The sequence below is a fragment of the Stutzerimonas tarimensis genome, from assembly GCF_042648805.1.
Taxonomy (GTDB): Bacteria; Pseudomonadota; Gammaproteobacteria; order Pseudomonadales; family Pseudomonadaceae; genus Azomonas; species Azomonas tarimensis.
In genome coordinates this window covers 879,343-900,222 of record NZ_JBHRXZ010000022.1, presented here as the reverse complement: position 1 = coordinate 900,222, position 20,880 = coordinate 879,343, and the positions used below count along the sequence as shown (strand labels likewise).

At 64.4% G+C, this 20,880-nt stretch carries 20 protein-coding genes; 7 read left to right on the top strand and 13 right to left on the bottom strand.

The genetic code is table 11. The features are described from left to right. Nucleotides 1–434: 434 nt before the first annotated feature. The 3 genes from ileS to murJ form a co-directional block, all read right to left on the bottom strand. A complete protein-coding gene (gene ileS / locus ACFOMF_RS13300; RefSeq protein WP_386365592.1) occupies nt 435–3,266 on the bottom strand; it encodes an isoleucine--tRNA ligase in 2,832 nt (943 codons plus the stop codon). Further along, nucleotides 3,263–4,219: a bifunctional riboflavin kinase/FAD synthetase gene (gene ribF, locus ACFOMF_RS13295; RefSeq protein ID WP_386365590.1), complete on the bottom strand. Its 957-nt coding sequence runs from the start codon at nt 4,217–4,219 to the stop codon at nt 3,263–3,265. Before ribF ends, ileS begins: the two co-directional genes overlap by 4 nt. A 121-nt stretch (nt 4,220–4,340) precedes the next feature. After that, entirely contained in the window at nt 4,341–5,888 is a 1,548-nt protein-coding gene (murJ, locus tag ACFOMF_RS13290; protein ID WP_386365589.1) for a murein biosynthesis integral membrane protein MurJ, read from the bottom strand. A gap of 242 nt (nt 5,889–6,130) precedes the next feature. Here murJ and rpsT point away from each other — a divergent pair, with 242 nt between their 5' ends. Further along, complete coding sequence (gene rpsT / locus ACFOMF_RS13285; protein WP_386365587.1) at nt 6,131–6,409, top strand: 30S ribosomal protein S20; 279 nt, start codon at nt 6,131–6,133, stop codon at nt 6,407–6,409. Nucleotides 6,410–6,558: 149 nt separating this feature from the next. Here rpsT and ACFOMF_RS13280 read toward each other — a convergent pair whose 3' ends face one another. From ACFOMF_RS13280 to rplU, 5 genes are all read right to left on the bottom strand, one after another. Continuing rightward, the gene (locus ACFOMF_RS13280) at nt 6,559–7,029 is read right to left on the bottom strand and encodes a CreA family protein (protein WP_386365585.1); all 471 of its coding nucleotides are present in this window, start codon (nt 7,027–7,029) and stop codon (nt 6,559–6,561) included. An 8-nt stretch (nt 7,030–7,037) separates the two neighbouring features. Then, on the bottom strand, nt 7,038–8,153 hold the full coding sequence (gene proB, locus ACFOMF_RS13275; protein ID WP_386365843.1) for a glutamate 5-kinase: 1,116 nt from the start codon (nt 8,151–8,153) through the stop codon (nt 7,038–7,040). Between the two features lie 45 nt (nt 8,154–8,198). Next, entirely contained in the window at nt 8,199–9,416 is a 1,218-nt protein-coding gene (gene cgtA / locus ACFOMF_RS13270; RefSeq protein WP_386365583.1) for an Obg family GTPase CgtA, read from the bottom strand. A gap of 182 nt (nt 9,417–9,598) precedes the next feature. Beyond that, a complete protein-coding gene (rpmA, locus tag ACFOMF_RS13265) occupies nt 9,599–9,856 on the bottom strand; it encodes a 50S ribosomal protein L27 (protein ID WP_386365580.1) in 258 nt (85 codons plus the stop codon). Nucleotides 9,857–9,892: 36 nt separating this feature from the next. Beyond that, nucleotides 9,893–10,204, bottom strand: a complete 312-nt coding sequence (gene rplU / locus ACFOMF_RS13260) for a 50S ribosomal protein L21 (protein WP_386365579.1) — start codon at nt 10,202–10,204, stop codon at nt 9,893–9,895. A gap of 243 nt (nt 10,205–10,447) precedes the next feature. Between rplU and ACFOMF_RS13255 the strand changes: the two genes are divergently transcribed. Further along, complete coding sequence (locus ACFOMF_RS13255; protein ID WP_386365577.1) at nt 10,448–11,416, top strand: polyprenyl synthetase family protein; 969 nt, start codon at nt 10,448–10,450, stop codon at nt 11,414–11,416. 86 nt (nt 11,417–11,502) lie between these two features. Beyond that, nucleotides 11,503–11,727: a PA4570 family protein gene (locus ACFOMF_RS13250; protein WP_386365575.1), complete on the top strand. Its 225-nt coding sequence runs from the start codon at nt 11,503–11,505 to the stop codon at nt 11,725–11,727. A 66-nt stretch (nt 11,728–11,793) separates the two neighbouring features. On the opposite strand, the gene ACFOMF_RS13245 is transcribed toward ACFOMF_RS13250, so the two are convergent. The 3 genes from ACFOMF_RS13245 to ACFOMF_RS13235 all read right to left on the bottom strand — a co-directional run bounded on the left by ACFOMF_RS13245 (nt 11,794) and on the right by ACFOMF_RS13235 (nt 15,551). Continuing rightward, nucleotides 11,794–12,411: an FKBP-type peptidyl-prolyl cis-trans isomerase gene (locus tag ACFOMF_RS13245; RefSeq protein WP_386365573.1), complete on the bottom strand. Its 618-nt coding sequence runs from the start codon at nt 12,409–12,411 to the stop codon at nt 11,794–11,796. Nucleotides 12,412–12,605: 194 nt separating this feature from the next. Further along, the gene (locus ACFOMF_RS13240) at nt 12,606–12,941 is read right to left on the bottom strand and encodes a PA4575 family protein (RefSeq protein WP_386365571.1); all 336 of its coding nucleotides are present in this window, start codon (nt 12,939–12,941) and stop codon (nt 12,606–12,608) included. Nucleotides 12,942–13,103: 162 nt separating this feature from the next. Next, a complete protein-coding gene (locus tag ACFOMF_RS13235; RefSeq protein ID WP_386365570.1) occupies nt 13,104–15,551 on the bottom strand; it encodes a Lon protease family protein in 2,448 nt (815 codons plus the stop codon). Between the two features lie 214 nt (nt 15,552–15,765). Between ACFOMF_RS13235 and ACFOMF_RS13230 the strand changes: the two genes are divergently transcribed. Next, the gene (locus ACFOMF_RS13230) at nt 15,766–16,797 is read left to right on the top strand and encodes a cytochrome-c peroxidase (RefSeq protein WP_386365568.1); all 1,032 of its coding nucleotides are present in this window, start codon (nt 15,766–15,768) and stop codon (nt 16,795–16,797) included. A 30-nt stretch (nt 16,798–16,827) separates the two neighbouring features. On the opposite strand, the gene mscL is transcribed toward ACFOMF_RS13230, so the two are convergent. Beyond that, nucleotides 16,828–17,241 carry a large-conductance mechanosensitive channel protein MscL gene (gene mscL / locus ACFOMF_RS13225; RefSeq protein ID WP_386365566.1) on the bottom strand — a complete coding sequence of 138 codons (414 nt, stop codon included), beginning with the start codon at nt 17,239–17,241 and terminating at the stop codon, nt 16,828–16,830. Nucleotides 17,242–17,498: 257 nt separating this feature from the next. Between mscL and ACFOMF_RS13220 the strand changes: the two genes are divergently transcribed. Next, on the top strand, nt 17,499–19,025 hold the full coding sequence (locus ACFOMF_RS13220; protein WP_386365564.1) for a catalase: 1,527 nt from the start codon (nt 17,499–17,501) through the stop codon (nt 19,023–19,025). A gap of 64 nt (nt 19,026–19,089) precedes the next feature. Further along, on the top strand, nt 19,090–19,635 hold the full coding sequence (locus ACFOMF_RS13215) for an ankyrin repeat domain-containing protein (RefSeq protein WP_386365562.1): 546 nt from the start codon (nt 19,090–19,092) through the stop codon (nt 19,633–19,635). Between the two features lies 1 nt (nt 19,636). Here the strand turns inward: ACFOMF_RS13215 and ACFOMF_RS13210 are convergent, their stop codons facing one another. Next, nucleotides 19,637–20,386: an EAL domain-containing protein gene (locus tag ACFOMF_RS13210; RefSeq protein WP_386365560.1), complete on the bottom strand. Its 750-nt coding sequence runs from the start codon at nt 20,384–20,386 to the stop codon at nt 19,637–19,639. Nucleotides 20,387–20,555: 169 nt separating this feature from the next. Here ACFOMF_RS13210 and ACFOMF_RS13205 point away from each other — a divergent pair, with 169 nt between their 5' ends. Continuing rightward, nucleotides 20,556–20,825 carry a YdcH family protein gene (locus tag ACFOMF_RS13205; protein WP_386365558.1) on the top strand — a complete coding sequence of 90 codons (270 nt, stop codon included), beginning with the start codon at nt 20,556–20,558 and terminating at the stop codon, nt 20,823–20,825. Nucleotides 20,826–20,880 lie beyond the last annotated feature (55 nt).

Here is a 20,880-nt window from a genome sequence, read left to right as displayed (position 1 = left end):
AGAAAGGTGTCAGGATTGCCTCTTGGTGGAGTGCGCGGGCAATGCTTTCGCGAGCAAGCTCGCTCCTACGAAAGCATGAGAGGAGGTACGGCTGCCCATTCGCTCCTGTAGGAGCGAGCTTGCTCGCGAAGAAAGGTGTCAGGATTGCCTCTTGGTGGAGTGCGCGGGCAATGCTTTCGCGAGCAAGCTCGCTCCTACGAAAGCATGAGAGAAGGTACGGCTGCCCATTCGCTCCTGTAGGAGCGAGCTTGCTCGCGAACAAAGGTGCCTGAATGCCCTCTCCATGGAATGCGCGGGCATCGCTTTCGCGAGCAAGCTCGCTCCTACGAAAGCATGAGAGGAGGTACAGCTGCCCTTTGTCCCCTGTAGGAGCGAGCTTGCTCGCGAACAAGGCAGCCTGAACTCCCTCGCCGTGGAGTGCGCGGGCAAGGCCATCACGCATAGTGACGGACCTCGCCTTCGCCATCGATGTTGTCCACGCAGCGACCACAGATCTCTTCGTGGCCGGCATGGGTGCCGACGTCCGGGCGGTGGTGCCAGCAGCGACCGCACTTGGGGTCGGCGGACTTGGTCACGTTCAGCTTGAGGCCCGGCAGCTCGCTCTCGACGGCCCCGGCCGGCGCCTCGGCGAGTGGGCGCAGGGCCACGCCGGAAGTGATCAGCACGAAGCGCAGCTCGTCGCCAAGCTTTTCCAGACCGGCCTTGAGGCTTTCTTCGGCGTACAGGGTGACTTCGGCCTGCAGGTTGCCACCGATGGTCTTGGCGGCGCGCTGGTTTTCCAGCTCCTTGTTCACCGCAGCCTTCACGACCATGACCTGGTCCCAGTACTCGCGGCCCAGCTCGGTGCCTTCGGGCAGTTCGGGCAAACCTTCATACCAGGTGTTGAGCATCACCGACTCGTTGCGCTCGCCCGGCAGATACTGCCAGATCTCGTCGGCGGTGAACGACAGGATCGGCGCGATCCAGCGCACCAGGGCCTCGGCGATGTGGTACAGCGCGGTCTGGCAGGAACGCCGCGGCAAGCTGTCGGCACCGGTGGTGTACTGGCGGTCCTTGATGATGTCGAGGTAGAAACCGCCCAGCTCCTGCACGCAGAAGTTGTGCACTTTCTGGTACACGTTCCAGAAGCGGTAGCTGTCGTAGGCCTCGCCGATTTCCCGCTGCAGCAGCAACGCGCGGTCGATGGCCCAGCGGTCCAGGGCGATCAGCTGATCGTTCGGCACCAGGTGCTGCGCCGGGTCGAAGCCGTCGAGGTTCGAGAGCAGGAAGCGCGCCGTGTTGCGAATCCGCCGGTAGGCGTCGGCGCTGCGCTGGAGGATCTGCTGGGACACGGCCATCTCGCCCGAATAGTCGGTGGCGGCGACCCACAGGCGCAGGATGTCAGCACCCAGGGTGTCGGTGACCTGCTGAGGAGCGATCACGTTGCCGAGGGACTTGGACATCTTGCGGCCGTTCTCGTCCACGGTGAAGCCGTGGGTGAGCAGGCCCTTGTACGGCGCATGGCCGTCGATGGCCGCGCCGGTCAGCAACGAGGAATGGAACCAGCCGCGATGCTGGTCGGAGCCTTCCAGGTAGAGGTCTGCACGCGGACCGCTTTCGTGGCCCATCGGGTGCGAACCGCGCATTACATGCCAATGCGTGGTGCCGGAGTCGAACCAGACGTCCAGGGTGTCGCTGACCTTGTCATATTCGCCGGCCTCCTGGCCCAGCAGTTCGGCCGGCTCGAGCCTGAACCAGGCTTCGATGCCGCCCTGCTCGACGCGCTGTGCCACCGCTTCCATCAGCTCGACGGTGCGCGGATGCAGTTCGCCGCTGGCCTTGTGCAGAAAGAACGGGATCGGCACGCCCCAGGTACGCTGGCGCGAGATGCACCAGTCCGGGCGGCCGGCGATCATGCCGTGCAGTCGCGCCTGGCCCCAGGCGGGGACGAAATCGGTCTGCTCGATGGCCGCCAGGGCGCGCTCGCGCAGGCTGGCGCCTTCGTTGGGCCGCCTGTCCATGCCGACGAACCACTGGGCGGTGGCGCGGTAGATCAGCGGCGTCTTGTGCCGCCAGCAATGCATGTAGCTGTGCTGGATACGCTCGTGCTTGAGCAGGCTGCCGACTTCACGCAGCTTCTCGACGATGGCCGGGTTGGCCTTCCAGATGAACTGGCCGCCAAAGAACGGCAGCGAGTCGACGTAGACGCCATGGCTCTGTACCGGACTGAGGATCTCGTCGTTCTGCATGCCGTAGCCCTTGCAGGAACGGAAATCGTCCTCGCCATAGGCCGGGGCGGAGTGAACGATGCCGGTGCCGGCGCCCAGCTCCACATAGTCGGCGAGGTAAACCGGCGACAGACGCTCGTAGAACGGGTGGCGGAAGCGGATCAGCTCCAGCTTTTCGCCGGAGGTGATAGCCAGCACCTGCCCTTCCAGCTCGTAGCGCTTGAGGCAGCCCTCCACCAGTTCCTCGGCCAGTACCAGCAGGCGCTCCCCGGTATCCACCAGGGCGTAGGCGAATTCAGGATGGACGTTCAGCGCCTGGTTGGCCGGGATGGTCCAGGGCGTGGTGGTCCAGATGACGATGGCGGCGGGCTTGGGCAGGCTGGCGAGGCCAAAGGCTGCGGCGAGCTTGTCGGCATCCTCCACCGGGAAGGCCACATCGATGGCGTCGGAACTCTTGTCCTGGTACTCCACTTCCGCCTCGGCGAGCGCCGAGGCGCAGTCGAAGCACCAGTTCACCGGCTTCAGGCCCTTGAAGACGAAACCCTTCCTGACCATTTCGGCCAGGGCGCGGATTTCGCCGGCCTCGTTGGCGTAGTCCATGGTGCGGTAGGGGTTGTCCCAGTCGCCGAGCACGCCGAGACGGATGAAGTCCCCCTTCTGCCCCTCGATCTGCTCGGCGGCATAGGCGCGGCACAGTTCGCGGGTCTTGTCCGCCGGCAGGTTCTTGCCGTGGGTGACCTCCACCTTGTGCTCGATGGGCAGGCCGTGACAGTCCCAGCCCGGCACGTAGGGCGCATCGAAACCGGCTAGGGTCTTGGAGCGGACGATCATGTCCTTGATGACCTTGTTCACCGCATGGCCGATGTGGATGTTGCCGTTGGCGTAGGGCGGACCGTCGTGCAGGACGAACTTCGGGCGACCCTCGCCGATCTGGCGAAGCTTCCGATACAGGTCGAGGCTGTTCCAGCGCTGCAGGATCTGCGGCTCGCGCTGGGGCAGACCGGCCTTCATGGGAAAGTCCGTCTTGGGCAGATTGAGGGTTGCTTTGTAGTCGGTCATTTCGATCCTGGCTCAATGAGAAGTGTTGATGCTCGCCAGTAGTCCCGGGCGGCAGCAATGTCCGTTGCGATTGCCTGGCGCAGCGCCTTCAATGTGGCGAAGCGCTGCTCGTCGCGCAGCTTGGCGTGAAAGATCACGTCCAGCTGACGACCGTACAGGTCACCGCGATAGTCCAGCAGGTGTACTTCCAGATGCGGCAGGCCGTCACTGGTGACCGAGGGCCGCATGCCGATATTGGCGACCGCCGGCCAGCGCTGCCCCTCCAGCCAGACGGAAACCACGAATACACCGGAAAGCGGCACGCGGCGCCGCTTGAGCTGTACGTTGGCGGTCGGCGCATCGAGCTGGCGACCAAGCTGCTGACCATAGACCACCCGGCCACTGATGACGTAGGGCCGGCCCAGCAGCCTCTCGGCCAGGGCCAGATCGCCCTCGGCCAGGATCAGGCGCAGACGGCTACTGCTGACCCGCTGGCCAGCCACCTCGATGGTGGTCGCCGCCTCGACCGAGAAGCCTTCGCTGACCCCGGCGCGGGTGAGAAAGGCGAAATCGCCGGCCCGATCACAGCCAAAACGGAAGTCGTCGCCCACCTCGAGGTGCTGCACACCGAGCCCCTCGACAAGCACCGCATGCACGAAGTCCGCGGCGCTCAGCTCGCGCAGACGGCGGTTGAAGGCCAGGCACAGCACCCGGTCGACACCCTGCTCGGCCAGCAGCCGCAGCTTCTCCCGAAGGCGGGTGAGCCTGGCCGGGGCCTGCTCGGGGGCGAAGAATTCTCGCGGTTGCGGCTCGAAGATCACCACGCAGCTGGGGACGCCCAGCTCCACCGCGCGCGCGCGCAAACGCGCCAGGATGGCTTGATGCCCCCGGTGCACGCCGTCGAAATTACCGATGGTGGCGACGCAACCGCGATGCTCGGGTTGCAGGTTGTGAAGACCTCGAACCAGCTGCATACAGCACTATCTGTTCATAAAGTGGGCGATTATACCCATGAGCCGCGCGCCACGGACAGGCTTGCCCGATGCCAGGGACGATTAAACCTGCAAGGGTCGCGCAAGGTGCCGGGCGCCCGGCTCAATGTCGCAAATGCCGTGGGCGCAGCCCCAGCGCCACCAGGCCCAGCGCGAAGGCACCGATGCCGGCACCGACCAACAACGCCAGTTGCAAGGCGCGCCGCTCCCAGCCCCAGGCAAACCACTCCGCCGAGGGGACGTTGAGCCAGAGAATGATGGCAACCATGGCCAGCGACCCGCCAGCCAGGCGCAGCGCGAACGCCCCCCAGCCGGCAGCCGGGCGATAGATGCCGCTCCGGTGCAACCCGAAGAACAGCAGCAGCGCGTTGAGCAGTGACGACAGCGAGGTTGCCAGCGCCAGGCCGACGTGCTGCAGCGGCCAGATCAGGATCAGGTTGAGCACCATGTTGACGATCATGCAGGTCACCGCGATGCGCACCGGCGTCTTCATGTCCTGGCGGGCGAAGAAACCTGGCGCCAGCACCTTGATCAGCATGAATGCCAGTACGCCCAGCGAATACGCCTGCAATGCCCTTGCTGATTGCACCACGGCCTCTTCGGTCATCGCGCCGTAATAGAACAGCCCGGCAATCAGCGGCTCGGCGAGAATCCCCAGTGCGGCGGCGGCCGGCACCCCCACCAGCAGCACCATGCGCAGGGCCCAGTCGAGGGTAGCGGAGAAGGCCTTGGGATCGGCGCTGGCGTGCTGCCGCGACAGGCTGGGCAGGATCACCGTGCCGATGGCGATGCCAAAGGCGCCCAGCGGCAACTCCGACAGCCGGTCGGCGTAGTACAGCCAGGACACGCTCCCGGTCTGCAGAAAGGACGCCAGCACCGTATCGAGCAACAGGTTGATCTGGCTTACCGAGACACCGAACAGCGCCGGCACCATCAGCAGCAGGATACGACGCACGCCCTCGTCGCGCGGCTTGATCCGCGGCACTGGCAGCAACCCGAGCCGGGCCACGTACGGAAGCTGAAAGCTCAACTGCACCACCCCGGCGATGAACACACCCCACGCCAGCGCGGTGATGGGCTGCTCGAAATAGGGGGTCAGGAACACGGCCGAAGCGATCATGCTGACATTCAGCAGCACCGGGGTAAAGGCAGGCACCGCAAAGCGCCCGTAGCTGTTGAGTACCGCCGAGGTGAAGGCGGTCAGGGAGATCAGCAACAGGTAGGGAAAGGTGATGCGCAGCAGGTCACCGGCGAGGGCGAGCTTTTCCGGATCGTTGTGAAAGCCCGGCGCGAACAGCATCACCAGATAGGGAGCGCCGAGGACGCCGATCAGCGTGAGTCCCGCGAGGATCAGGCCGAGCATGCCCGCCGTGCGGTCGACCAGCACCTTGACGTCGGCCAGGCTGCGTTTGGTGCGATACTCCGAAAGCACCGGCACGAAGGCCTGGGCGAAAGCCCCTTCGGCAAACAGCCGGCGCAGGAAATTGGGAATCTTGAAGGCGATGAAAAACGCATCTGCCGCTGCCCCGGAGCCAAAATAGTTGGCCACCACCATGTCCCGCACCATACCGAGCACGCGGGACATCAGGGTCATTACGCTGACCACCGCGCCAGAGCGCAGCAGTCCGCCTTTGGCGGTTTTTTCGGACATCGGGGATCCTGGATCGAGCAGCGCCGGGTCAGGCAAGGCGAAGCCCGCGGCGACATGCCGGCAAAGGGCTCCTGACAGGGCGCTCAGACCAGCAACGAGGCGGCGAGTTTAGCCGCGCCCCGCCCGTCCGGCCAGCCCCGGACCGGCCAGCGGATGGGCTTGACATCGATCCGCAGGCTGGGCATGATTCGCGGCCTTATTTATCTGCTTAACCCCAAAAAAAGCATTCGAGGAGTTCGACGGTGGCCAACAGCCCTTCCGCCAAAAAACGCGCAATTCAGGCTGAGAAGCGTCGCAGCCACAATGCTAGCCTGCGCTCGATGGTCCGCACCTACATCAAGAACGTAGTCAAGGCGCTCAACGCCAAGGACCTGGAAAAAGCCAAGACCGCTTACGTCGCCGCTGTTCCGGTCATCGACCGCATGGCCGACAAGGGCATCATCCACAAGAACAAGGCCGCTCGTCACAAGAGCCGCCTGAACGCTCACATCAAGGCCCTCGGCGAAGCCGCTGCTGCCTGAGCGTGATGATGCAGAAAGAACCGGCCTAGCGCCGGTTTTTTTGTGCCTTCACTTCCTGATTTCCTGGCCTGACCTGGACGAGCGGGGTGCAGAATAAGGCGGTAGCGCCCAATCGCTTGCGGCCGAGCAGGCCGGAGCGCGGCAACTGGCTAGCGACCCGGCGAGGTACCCCAGGGCATGATCGGCACGGCGGTGACGGCGTTCTGCGGACTGCCATCGATCAGCCGATCGCTGTAGACCAGATACACCAGGGCATTGCGCTCGCGGTCATGGAAGCGCACCACCTGCATCGTCTTGAACACCAGGGAGGCCCGCTCGCGGAACACCTCCTCGCCATCGCGAAGATCGGCCGCGAGGCTGATCGGCCCCACCTGGCGGCAGGCGATGGACGCCTCGGCACGATCCTCGGCAACCCCCAGCCCACCCCGGATGCCACCGGTTCTGGCCCGCGACAGGTAGCAGGTCACGCCCTCGACCTTGGGGTCGTCGAAGGCCTCGACGATGATCTTGTGGTTCGGCCCGATGAGCTTGAATGCTGTGTCCACCTCCCCGATCTGTCGCGCCTGGGCGGCCAGCGGCAAGGTCAGCAGGAGCACGGCGAGACAGGAAGCCAGACGCATGGATTACCTCAGAGCAGGATCATGTTGTCGCGATGCACCATCTCCGGCTCATCGACGTAGCCCAGCAGACGCTCGATCTCCTCGGACGACCGGCCGAGTATCCTCTGCGCCTCCAAGGCACTGTAGTTGACCAATCCGCGCGCCACCTCGGCACCGTCCGGCCCCTTGCAGACGACCATTTCACCCCGTCGGAAGTTGCCGACCACCGACCTGACCCCCACCGGCAGCAGACTGCGCCCCTGCCGCAACGCCAGCACCGCACCGGCATCCAGACCAAGCGTGCCACGCATCTGCAAGTGACCGGCGAGCCACTGCTTGCGCGCCGCATGGCGATTGCGCTCGGGCGCCAGCAACGTACCGAGTCGCTCACCCTGCCTGAGCCGGGTAAGCACCTGATCGATACGACCGCCAGCGATCACCGTGTGCGCGCCGGAGCGCGCCGCCAGCCGCGCCGCGCGCAGCTTGGTCTGCATGCCGCCACGACCGAGCGCGCCTCCGCTGCCGCCGGCCACCTCATCCAGGGCCGGATCATCGGCGCGCGCCTCGCTGATAAGGGTGGCGTCGGGCTTGCTGCGCGGGTCGGCGTCGAACATGCCGTCACGATCGGTAAGAATGACCAGCAGGTCGGCCTCGACCAGATTCGCCACCAGCGCCGCCAGGGTGTCGTTGTCACCAAAGCGGATCTCGTCAGTGACCACGGTGTCGTTCTCGTTGATCACCGGAATGGCGCCCAGATCGAGCAGGGTCCGCAGCGTGCTGCGGGCATTCAGGTAACGCTTGCGATCGGACAGGTCGTCGTGGGTCAGGAGAATCTGCGCGGTGGGCCGACCACGCCGGGCAAAACTGGACTCCCAGGCCTGCACCAGCCCCATCTGCCCCACCGCGGCCGCGGCCTGCAGTTCATGCACCGCCTTTGGCCGGGCTGTCCAGCCCAGCCGGCTCATGCCGGCGGCGACCGCACCGGAAGAGACCAGCACCAACTCGACCCCCGCGTCGCGCAAGAGAATCATCTGCTCGACCCAGACCGCCATGGCCGCCTCATCCAGCCCCTTGCCGTCCGCGGTCAACAGAGCACTGCCGATCTTCACCACCCAGCGCCGGGCGCCGGTCACCTTGTCCCGCATGCTCTCGCCTCGATCCATACCGTTATCCACCAGTACGCCGCCGACTCAGCGCACGTAGATGATTTCCGCGCCGTCCTCGTCATCATCGTCGTCGCCGTCGAAGTCATCGTCCTCCTCACCCACCGGCTTGACTCCGGCCCGACGCAACGCTCGACGATCGTCCAGCTCCTGCAGACGCGCACGCCCTTCGTCCTCGATGCGCTGGTCCAGCTCGGCCAACGCCTCGGCGAAGGCCGGGTCTTCCTCGATCCGCAGCGTGCGCTCGTCGAGATAGCGCATGATGGCCTGGCTCAGCGCCTCGGTCCCTTCACGCTCGAGGGCGGAAATGACAAACACCGGACCGGTCCACTGCAAGCGCTCCACCACCGCCTTCAGACGCTCCTCGCGCTCGTCTTCGAGCAATTGGTCGGCCTTGTTCAAGACCAGCCAGCGGTCACGCTCGACCAGGGCCGGACTGAACCTCGACAGCTCGTTGAGGATGGTTTCCGCGTCGTCTGCCGGATCGCTGCCGTCCAGCGGCGCCATGTCCACCAGGTGCAGCAACAGACGGGTCCGGGTCAGGTGCTTGAGAAAGCGAATCCCCAGACCAGCACCCTCGGCGGCACCCTCGATCAGGCCAGGGATGTCGGCGACCACAAAGCTCTTGTACGGCCCGACACTGACCACGCCCAGGTTAGGCACCAGGGTGGTGAAAGGATAATCGGCCACCTTCGGCTTGGCGGCCGAAACGGAGCGGATCAGGGTGCTCTTGCCGGCATTCGGCAGGCCGAGCAGACCCACGTCGGCCAGCACCTTCATCTCCAGCTTGAGATCCCGCGACTCGCCCGGCTTGCCTGGAGTGGTCTGGCGCGGTGCGCGGTTGGTACTGGACTTGAAGCGGGTATTGCCCAGCCCGTGCCAGCCGCCCTGGGCCACCATCAGGCGCTGGCCGGCGCGAGTCAGGTCCCCGATGATTTCCTGGGTGGAGGCATCGATCACCGTGGTACCGATCGGCACCGGCAGAATCAGGTCGTCACCCTTGGCGCCGGTGCAGTCGGTGCTGCCCCCCTTCTGGCCATTGGCCGCCTGGAAGCGCCGGGTATAGCGGTAGTCGACCAGGGTGTTGAGGTTTTCGACCGCCTCGAGAAACACCGAGCCGCCATCGCCGCCGTCGCCGCCGTTGGGGCCGCCCTTTTCGATGAACTTCTCGCGCCGAAAGCTCATCATGCCGTTGCCGCCGTCACCGGCCTTTACAAAAATCGATACTTCATCGACGAATTTCATGGATACGCCTCCGCTGTAGCAGCGGGTCATGTGAACGGGAACGGTCCTGCTTGCAATACGACAGCCCGGCCCGCCCGGATATCGCCACTGACGCCGCCGCTGGACGGCCGACCTACAAACCCTGGAACCTGAAAACGAAAAAGCCCCGTCTAGGCGACAGGGCTTTTTCCGCGAAGCAATGCTTAGGCGGTTGCGATACTGACGTACCGACGACCGAAAGCACCCTTCACTTCAAACTTGACCACGCCGTCCAGCTTTGCGAACAGGGTGTGATCCTTGCCCAGACCCACGCCGTAACCGGGGTGGAACTGAGTGCCGCGCTGACGCACGAGGATGTTGCCTGCACGAACAGCCTGACCGCCGTACATCTTCACGCCAAGGCGTTTGCTTTCCGAGTCGCGGCCGTTGCGGGTGGAACCGCCAGCTTTTTTGTGTGCCATGAGTTCAATACTCCTAAAAAGGGATCCCGACCGAAATCAGGCCTGGATACCGGTGATTTTGATCTCAGTGAACCACTGACGGTGGCCCTGACGCTTCATGTGGTGCTTACGACGACGGAACTTGATGATGCGGATCTTGTCGTGCCGACCCTGGCTTACCACTTCCGCGGTAACCTTGGCGCCCTCGACCACAGGTGCACCGATCTGCACATCGTCGCCGTTGCCGATCAGCAGCACGCGATCGAAGGTCACGGACTCGCCGGCACCGATCTCGAGCTTCTCGACCTTCAGAAATTCGCCCTCGGCGACCTTGTATTGCTTGCCGCCGGTTACGATAACTGCGTACATCATGTTTCTCCGTTGAACCTGCTCACCCAGCGCTTGATAAGAATGAATTGGTGGCTGGCATGGCTGCATGGGGCCGAAGCGACGCCGTGCAATTGTGGAGGCAGGGAATGCCCATGGGGGAAGTTAAGGGCCGCGATTGTACGCAAGCACCAGAGGCTGCGCAATAGCCGCCGGGCCTTGCCTTGACAGGCCGGAACCCGCCCCCTAGCATGCCGCGCAACCTCCGAGGAGCACCCGTCCGCGATGCAACCCCAGTCTTTCTACCAGGTCGTGTCGGAAGATTTCGACGCCATCGACGGCATCATCCGCCAGCAGCTTTCTTCCCGCGTACCCCTGGTGGAAAAGATCGGAGACTACATCATCTCCGCTGGCGGCAAGCGCCTGCGCCCGCTGCTGGTACTACTGGGTGGCAACGCAGTCGGCGTCTCCGGCGAACGCCTGCGCCTGCTGGCGGCGATCATCGAGTTCCTGCATACCTCCACCCTGCTGCATGATGACGTGGTCGACATGTCCGGCATGCGCCGTGGGCGCTCCACCGCCAATGCCATGTGGGGCAACGCCCCAAGCGTACTGGTGGGCGATTTCCTCTATGCGCGCTCCTTCGAGATGATGGTCAGGCTCGGCTCGATGCCGGTGATGGAGATCATCTCCCAGGCCACCCGCGTGATCGCCGAAGGCGAGGTATTGCAGCTGACCAAGGTGCGAGACGCCAGCACCACCGAGGAAACCTACATGGAAGTCATCCGCGGCAAGACCGCGATGCTTTTCGAGGCCTCGACCCATAGCGCCGCCACCCTGGCCGAAGCGCCCGCCGAGCAGCGCGAAGCCCTGCGTCAGTATGGCGACTCCCTGGGCATTGCCTTCCAGCTCGTTGACGACCTGCTGGATTATCAGGGCGACGCCGAAACCCTCGGCAAGAACGTCGGCGACGACCTCGCCGAAGGCAAGCCCACCCTTCCGCTCATCTACACCATGCGCGAGGGCACGCCGGAACAGGCGGCCCTGGTTCGCCAGGCCATCCAGAAAGGCGGTCTCGAGAATCTGTCGAGCATCTGCGAGGCGGTGGAAGCCTGCGGCGCCCTGGACTACACCTCGCGCCTGGCCCGTGACTATTCGGAGCGCGCCATCGCCTGCCTGGACGCCCTGCCGCCGAGCCCCTACCGCGACACTCTGGCCGAACTCGCCCGTTACGCCGTGGCACGCACCTACTGACGACCGGCGAGCGCGAGGCAACTGATCGCCTTGCGTTTTCAGTAATAGGAATTATTCTCATCTAACCATTACGGGAGATGAGCCTCATGACCTATCTGATAGACGCCTGGCTGGACCGCCGCGATCCCTACCTGCGGATTCTTCATCGGGAAACCGGCGCAGTCTGCGCCCTGCTCAAGGGAGAGACACTGGAAGAGCTGCGTGAGCAGGGCGGGCTAGACCTGCATGACCTTGAGTCGAGCGAGCCCCAGGTGCTCAAGGAACTGGTACGCAGCCTGTTCCTCTATTCCTACGCTCAGGCCCTGCGCTGAAGACCGGAACGGCAGATCGAACCTGCCGGATGGCGCTTTGCGGGGACGCGCCACCCGGCGCCAGGCTCAGAGCACTTCGAGCAGTTCGACGTCGAACACCAGTACGCTGTGGGCGGGGATGCTGCCGACCGCCTGGCCAGCATAGGCCAGCTCGCTCGGCACGAACAGCCGCCACTTGCTGCCGGCGTTCATCAGTTGCAGCGCTTCGGTCCAGCCAGCGATCACGCCGCCGACCGGGAACTCGGCGGGCTGACCGCGCTGGTAGGAGCTGTCGAATACACTGCCGTTGATCAGGGTGCCGTGGTAGTGGGTGCGGACGGTATCTTCGCGCCCCGGCCTGGGACCTTCGCCCGTGCTCAGCACTTCATACTGCAGGCCCGACGGCAACACGGTGATGCCCTCGCGCTGGGCGTTCTCGGCGAGGAACTGCTTGCCCTCGGCGGTGGCCCTTTCGGTCTCCGCCGCCGACTCAGCCTGCATGCGTTCGCGGATCACCTGGAAGCTCGCATTCAGCGCTTCGGGTTCGACACGGGTGCCATTGCCGGTGAAGGCGTCACGGATGCCGCCCAGGATCGCCTCCAGCGAAGCACCCGGCGGCGGGTTGTCACGCAACTGGCCGCCCAGTTGAAGGCCGATGCCATAGCTGACGCGCGCTTCGTCGGTGTTGAGGTCGAGTTCGGACATGAATGAGAGACTCCCGGTAAGGCGAAAAGGCCGGACAGCCTAGCACAGCCCCGTAACGCAGGCCGAGGCCTTTGCCCGCTCACCGCGCCCCTCGAGGCGTCGACTTGGCCTGCTTGCCCATCTTGTCCATGTCGCCCTGCCAAGGGAAGCCCGAGCGCTGTGGATAAGTGCGTGCGATCAGCCTGCCAGAGGGGTCACGGGCTGGACTGCCAGCCACCGGGGAGCAAGGTCTGATCGGAATTGACCTTGCGCAGCTCGGCCTGCATGTGCAATTCCCAGATGTAGGGCCCCGTGCCTTCGCTGTAGCCTTGCTCGATCAAATTGCGAGCGATGGCCTCAAGCACCGCCTCGGCCTTGCGCGGCCCGTAGAACGGCCCCTGTACGCGGACTGCGGTGGGTTGCGAGCCGGCCAGGCCAGCGGCGCACAGCAGGGTCCAGAGGCCGCGGCCGCTGGCCAGCGGCCGGATGGAACATTCGATTCGGGTCTCCAGACCCAGGCACTGGCGGCTCAGACACAGGGTGTGCGACATGACGGCGGTCCTCGCTGTCGGCTGGCCTGCGCGTCCTTTCGACGAGTCCAGGGCAGCACGGTTACCTACAGAATCTGTGGATAACCTTGTGAATGGAAAGTGATGGAATTCACACCTTCCAGACCCACCCGGTGGCTGAACGTTCCGTTGCCCTGTGCTGCCCTACCCCTGTTCTGCCCCCCGGGAAGACCCCATCGCCTTGCCGGCGAGGGTGGTCGAGGCCGCGGGCTCCTCGGCTGGCATGTCCATTTCGGCGATGTCCCGCAAGCGCTCGACCACCCGCGCGTTGATGCTGCCGTCTGGGAAAGCGCCTTCCTGATCCAGCTCGCCCACCGGCTCGCCCACCAGCAGCGCCATGGCCTCGTCGACGTGGCGCACCGCGTAGACATGGAAGCGCTCCTCGCGCACCGCCGCCAGCACCTGCTCGTCGAGCATCAGCGTGGTGACGTTGGCAAAAGGCACGATCACGCCCTGTTCGCCGTTCAGCCCACGGGCCTGGCAGAGGCGGAAGAACCCCTCGATCTTCTCGTTGACGCCGCCGACCGCCTGCACCTCGCCGAACTGGTTGATCGAGCCGGTAATGGCGAAGCACTGCTTGAGCGGCGTACGCGAAAGCGCCGAGATCAGGGTGCAGACCTCGCCGAGCGAGGCGCTGTCGCCGTCCACGTAGCCATAGGACTGCTCCAGGGCGATGCTGGCCGAAATCGCCAAGGGAAACTCCTGGGCGTAGCGGCTGCCCAGGTAACCGGTAAGGATCATCACACCCTTGGAGTGAATCGGCTGACCGAGGTTGACCTCACGCTCGATGTCGACGATGCCCGATGCGCCCGGGTAGACCGTGGCGGAAATGCGCGCCGGCACGCCGAACGCGGAATCACCTACCTGCAGCACCGTCAGGCCGTTGCAGCGGCCGATGGCGGCGCCCTCGGTGTCGATGAGGATGATGCCGGCCAGGATGTCGTCGAGGATGCGCGCCGACACCCGGCCGGTGCGAGTCTCCTTGGCCTTCAGCGCGCGTTCGATGTGGCCGGCGTCAGTGACCGAATCCTTGGCCAGCGAGCGAATGAAGTCTGCCTCGCTGAGCAACTGGAAGAGATCACCGATGCGTGCCGAGAGGCGACCCTGGTGTTCGGCCAGGCGCGCACTGTAGGTGGCCAGACGCGCCACCGCCGCGGCGGTGAGCGGCGCCATCTTCTCTTCGGAGGTGCGGGTCTTGAGCAACTGGGAGAACTGCTCCAGGCAGTCGTCGTGCAGGGGGATGTCCTCGTCGAAATCCACCAGCACCCGGAACATCTCCTGAAAGTCCGGATCGGCCTCCTGAAGCATGTAGTACAGCTGCCGCGAGCCGATGATGATGATCTTCAGCTTGAGCGGGACGACCTCCGGGTTGAGGCTCACCGTGGCGATCCGACCCAGCTCCACCAGAGGCGATTCCATCTTCAGCTGGTTGGTCTGCAGGGCCCGCTTGAGCGCCTCCCAGACAAAGGGCTCGGTGAACAGCTTCTCGGCCTCCAGCACCAGAAAACCGCCATTGGCACGGTGCAGGGCACCGGGGCGAAGCTGGCGATAGCTGGTATAGAGCGCACCCTGGTCAGCGCTGTACTCGATTCGGCCAAACAGGTTGTCGAAGGTAGGGTGTGACTCGAACACCATCGGCGCACCACCCTGCGAGGGGTGACCGACCACCAGGCTGGGGACGTACTGTTCCTCAAGCAAGGTCCGCGCCTGCGGCTCGCTACGGGCTTCGTCGCCAAGGTACTCGACCACGGTACGCAGCAGGTCCAGCTGCATCGCCTGCAGATAGGCTTCCACCCCGGCGATCGCCTGATACTTCTCCGACAGCGGCGCCAGCAGCGGCTGCAACGCCTGGCGAATGGTCTCCTCGTTGAGCTGGCGCAGCTGGTTGGTGGACTCGCGCTTCCATTGTGGCAGGCTCGACAGCTCGTCGTTGAGCCGCTCCTCGAGCGCCGTGATGTCCTGATGGTAGCGCTCGCGTTCGGCGTCGGGCAGTTGGCCGAACTCCGCCTCGTCCATGGACTTGCCGTCCTTCATTGGGGTGAAGGCGATATTGGTGCTGTCGCGGTACAAGGCTATATCGTGCTCGAGGGCGAGCTTCTCGATCACATCGAGGGCCTTGTCGTAACGCTGGTTGAAGGCGCGGTCGATGGCGCTCTTCTTCTGCTGGTAGCTGGGGTGCTCGAACACGGCCGGAAAGGTGGCCAGCAGGTTTTCGATCAGTTTGTCGATGTCGTCGATGAAGTCGCCCGCAGTGCCCGACGGCAGTTGAAGGACACGCGGCTCGCGGGACTCATCGAAATTATTGATGTAGACCCAGTCCGCCGGCGTGTCCATGCGCTTGCCTTCGGCCTGCAGGTAACGCTTGACGAAGGAGAAGCGGCCAGTGCCTGGCTCGCCCATGACATACACGTTATAGCCGTGACGCGGCATGGCGACGCCGAACTGCAGGGCTTCCACGGCACGCTCCTGTCCCAGCACGCCAAGGAAGGGCTCGAGATCGTCAGTGGTGTCGAAGAGAAATTGCGAGGGGCTGAACGGGCGGGTCAGGGCATCAGGTGCCAGGCGCAGGCTGGCAGCGAAGGTCTCGGGCATTGGTAATCCTTGGATAGAGGCCTTGGGCCTGTGAACAACGCCATTCTGGCGTCGCGCCGGGGGGCCACGCAAGGTGGATCGACCGGGGGCATCGCCCAGGAATTAATACATCAGCCGCCGGGAATCGCCGCTGTGGTTGACCCACGTCAACCCCTTCCCCGCTGGAAAAAGGCCTCCTAGAGCCGTATCCCACGAGTCGTCAAGGAGTCGCTCCATGCGCCCACCCATTCCCCTGTTGCTCGGCAGCGCTTTACTGGTCGCCCAGGGCGCCAACGCCGATGCACTGCGTGACCGCGCCAACGCCATTTTCAAGCCTATTCCGGAAAAGGTCACCGAGGTGCGGGGCCAGCAGGTGAGCGAAGACCAGGCCCGCCTCGGCCACCAGCTCTGGTTCGACCCTCGTCTCTCGCGCAGTCATGTGATCAGCTGCAATACCTGCCACAACCTGAGCATCGGCGGCAGTGACAATGTCACCACCTCCATTGGCCACGGCTGGCAGAAAGGCCCGCGCAACTCGCCGACAGTACTCAACGCGGTGTTCAACGCCGCCCAGTTCTGGGATGGTCGCGCCAAAGATCTTCAGGAGCAGGCCAAAGGCCCGGTGCAGGCCAGCGTCGAAATGAACAATTCGCCCGAGCGCGTGGTTCAGACGCTGAAGAGCATTCCCCAGTATGCCGAGGCCTTTGCCCAGGCCTTCCCCAACGACAAGGACCCGGTCAGCTTCGACAACATGGCGTATGCCCTGGAAGCATTCGAAGTCGGCCTGATCACTCCCAACGCTCCCTTCGACCGCTACCTGGCTGGTGATGACGCCGCGCTCGACGAGCAACAGAAGAAGGGTCTGGCGCTGTTCATGGACACCGGCTGCACCGCCTGCCACAACGGCGTGAACCTGGGCGGCCAGAACTACTTCCCGTTCGGGGTGGTGAAGCGCCCGGGCGCCGACATCCTGCCGGAAAGCGACAAGGGTCGCTTCGCCGTGACCAATACGGCCAGCGACGAGTACGTATTCCGCGCCGCGCCGCTGCGCAACGTCGCTCTCACCCCACCGTACTTTCACAGCGGCGAGGTCTGGGAGCTGGAGCAGGCGGTGGCGATAATGGGTGACAGCCAGCTCGGTCGGGAGCTCAACGCCACCGAAGTCAGTTCCATCACGGCCTTTCTGCACAGCCTGACCGGTGACCAGCCGCAGGTGGCCTACCCGATTCTCCCGCCTAGCACTGCCACCACGCCCAAGCCGGAGTGACCCGTCGCGGCTGGCGCCCCTCCGGGGGTGTCAGCCGTTTCGCTGCTGCGCCCTGAGCAGATCGCGAATTTCCCCGAGCAGCACCTCCTCCGGCCCCGGTGCCGGCGGGCTGCTCGGTTCCTCCGCCTCCTTGCGCCTGAGGCTGCTGATGACCTTGACCCCGACGAACACCGCGAACGCCACGATGGTGAAGTCCACCACCGTCTGGATGAAAGCACCGTAGCGCAGCAGAACCGCCGGGGCCTCGGCGGTAGCCTGCTGCAGCACCACCGCAAGGTCGGAGAAGTCCACCCCGCCGATGAGCAGTCCCAATGGCGGCATGATCACGCCATCGACGAAGGTTGAAACGATACGGCCGAAGGCGGCGCCGATCACGATGCCCACCGCCATGTCTACCACGTTGCCGCGAACGGCGAAGGCCTTGAACTCGCTGAGAAAGCTCATCTCTGGGATTCCTGTGCAGGGCCGGGATGCGCCCGATACGCCCCGGAGCCGCTTCGAGAGACCCTGCAAGCGAAGCGCGGGTTCCGGATCTCGGCAGCTCTCAGCTGCAGGCTTTCGGGCGATAATCACAATCCGTTGATTGCATTGAATTTTTTCTATCGATCCGGTGAAGCTTTTCAATTTAGCGAAGCCGCCTTTCTCGCTCTAGTTTGGCTGTGCATGAGCATGCCCCCAAAACTGGAACGAGGACGATGATAATGAAGTTCGCCCAACCCACCGGCGCCTGGGCCGGAGCCCTGGCTGCCAGCCTTCTCTGCCTGTCGGCACAGGCCGCCCCCCTGACCCGCGACAACGGCGCCCCGGTCGGCAACAACCAGAACTCCCAGACCGCCGGCCCCAACGGCCCGGCCCTGCTGCAGGACGTGCAACTGCTGCAGAAGCTGCAGCGCTTCGACCGCGAGCGCATTCCCGAGCGCGTGGTCCATGCCCGCGGTACCGGCGCCCACGGCGAGTTCACCGCCACCGAGGACATTTCCGACCTGACCCTGGCCAAGGTCTTCGAAAAGGGCAGCACCACGCCCGTGTTCGTGCGCTTCTCCACCGTGGTCCACGGCTTGCATTCGCCGGAGACCCTGCGTGACCCACGCGGCTTCGCCACCAAGTTCTACACCGCCGACGGCAACTGGGACCTGGTCGGTAACAACTTCCCGACCTTCTTCATCCGCGACGCCATCAAGTTCCCGGACATGGTGCACTCGTTCAAGCCGGACCCACGCACCAACCTCGACGACGACAGCCGCCGCTTCGACTTCCTGTCGTTCCACCCCGAGTCCACCCGCACCCTGACCCTGCTCTACTCCAACCAGGGCACCCCGGCCAGCTACCGGCAGATGGACGGCAACGGCGTGCACGCCTACAAGCTGGTCAACGACCAGGGCGAGGTGCATTACGCGAAGTTCCGCTGGGCCACGCTGCAAGGCATCAGAAACTTCGACCCGAAGGAAAACGAGGCCATGCAGGGCAAGGACTACAGCCACCTGAGCCGTGACCTGATCGAGGCAATCGACCGCGGCGACCATCCCAAGTGGGACCTGTACGTCCAGGTACTCAAGCCCGAGCAACTGGCAGACTTCGAGTTCGACCCGCTGGACGCCACCAAGATCTGGCCGGACGTACCCGAGCGCAAGATCGGCCAGATGGTGCTGAACAGGAACCCGCAGAACATCTTCCAGGAAACCGAGCAGGTCGCCATGGCCCCGGCCAACCTGGTCCCGGGTATCGAACCCTCCGAAGATCGCCTGCTGCAGGGCCGCCTGTTCGCCTACGCCGACACCCAGCTGCACCGGGTCGGCACCAACGGCCTGAGCCTGCCGATCAACCGGCCCCAGGTCGAGGTCAACAACGGCAATCAGGACGGCGCGATGAACTTCGGGCAGACCACCACCAGCGTCAACTACCAGCCGAGCCGGCGCGAGAACCGCGAGGAAACGCCTCGCGCGGTCTACAGCCAGCTTCCGCTGAGCGGCACCACCCAGCAGGCGCCGATCCAGCGCGAGCAGAACTTCAAGCAGGCCGGTGAGCTGTACCGCTCGTTCAGCGCCAAGGAGAAGAAAGACCTGATCAACACCCTGGGCGGCGAACTGGCCCGGACCGACGATGAAGCCAAGCACATCATGCTGTCGTTCTTCTACAAGGCCGACACTGAGTACGGCGAAGGCCTGACCAGGGTGGCCAAGGCCGACCTGAACCGGGTCAAGACGCTGGCGGCGGAACTGCAGGACTGATCGTTTCGTTATCCGCAACCGCAACCCGGCCGCCTGCGCGCCGGGTTGTTCACGGGAGGCAGACATGAAAACCCTGATATTCATCTGCGCCTTGCTGGTGACCGGGCTGTCCCATGCAGGCGCGGCCGGCACCGAGGGGCCTTCGGTCGAGCAGCAACTGCGCGGCTATCTGCTGCACGCTGCCCGCACCGGCGACCAGGCCATGCTGGAGGAATTCATCGGTGCCGGGTTCGATCTGAACGTCACCGACGCCAAGGGCTACACGGCGCTGATCCTGGCCGCCTACCACGGCCATCGCGACAGCGTGGAGCGCCTGCTGGAGGCCGGAGCGGACCCCTGCATCCAGGACCTTCAGGGCAACACGGCCCTGATGGGGGCGATCTTCAAGGGCGAGATCCGCATTGCCCGGCGCCTGATGAGTGCCGCGTGCAGCCCCGACCAGCGCAACGCCAACGGCCAGACGGCGGCGATGTACGCGGCGCTGTTCCAGCGGGCGGAGCTGCTCGAGGCGCTTCGTGAACAGGGCGCCGACCTGACCCTGACCGACCGCCTCGGCAACAGTGTCGAGCGCCTCGCCCGTGGCGAGCTCAACGGCCTGGCGCGTCCCTGATTCAAGGCAGGAAGATCTCCGGCAGCGCCTGGAACGCGGGTCGGGCAAACAGATACCCTTGCTGCAGGTCCACCCCGCGCTCCCGCAACGCGCGGGACTCTTCCAGCGTCTCCACGCCTTCGGCGATGACCTGAATACCCAGCCGCCGACACATCTCCAGAATGCCTTCCACCAGGGTCTGACGGACCGGATCGCGGTCCAGGTGGCGGATCAGGTGCATGTCCAGCTTGATCAGGTCCGGCTGAAAGTCGGCCAGCAGGTTCAGGCCGGCATAGCCCGCGCCAAAATCATCAATCGCGGTGCGAAAGCCCATCTGCCGGTAGACATGCAGAATGCGCAGCAGGTGCTCGGTGTCGCGTACCCGCTCCTGCTCGGTCACCTCGAAAATGATCTGTTCGATGGGAAACTCGACCCGTTTCGCAGCAGCGAGGGTGGCACGGATGCAGGTTTCCGGCTTGTACACGGCATTGGGCATGAAATTGATCGACAACCGGCTCTGCATTCCCAGCTGGCCGGCCCATTCAAGAGCGCGGGTTCGGCAGGCCTGATCGAAGCTGTAGAGGTTCTCGTCGGTCACCCGGGCCAGCACTTGGCCGGCACCCTCGCCCGCCAGCCCACGCACCAGCGCCTCATGGGCGAATACGCCGCCGCTGGCCAGATCGACGATCGGCTGAAACGCCATGCTGATGGAGAAATCCAGTGCACGACCGTCGCGGCATGCTTGGCATACCGCCTGTGCTTGTGTGCTCATCAAGCGCCCTCTGATAACTGCATGATTAAAACCTGATCAGGAAACCCGACATAAAGGCATTAAGCCATCACCTCCACGTCTGACCTCAAGTTCGTGGCTTTGATCCCCGTCAATGGCGGAAAAAACCGATGGCGTAAGCTCTGTACCCATCGCCAGAAGGAGCCCGTACATGCACGTCGAACATCACGCACTGACCCATGACTTCGCCGAATGGCGCGACCAGTTGCATCAACTCAAGCAGGACGACCACCGCTTCGCCGCGCTGGCAGAAGCCTATGAAACCCTGGACAAGCACATCTGCCGGGTAGAGGACGGGATCGAGCGACTCGACGACGCAGCGCTCAACACACTCAAGCTCGAGCGCGTTGCCCTCAAGGACAATATCGCCCGACAACTGCGCCACGCCTCGGGCACCTGCTGCGGCAAGTGCACTCCCTGACAGCCCAGCCCGACTCAGTATAGGCTCAGAGTCGGGCCTCCTCCCGTTCCATTCC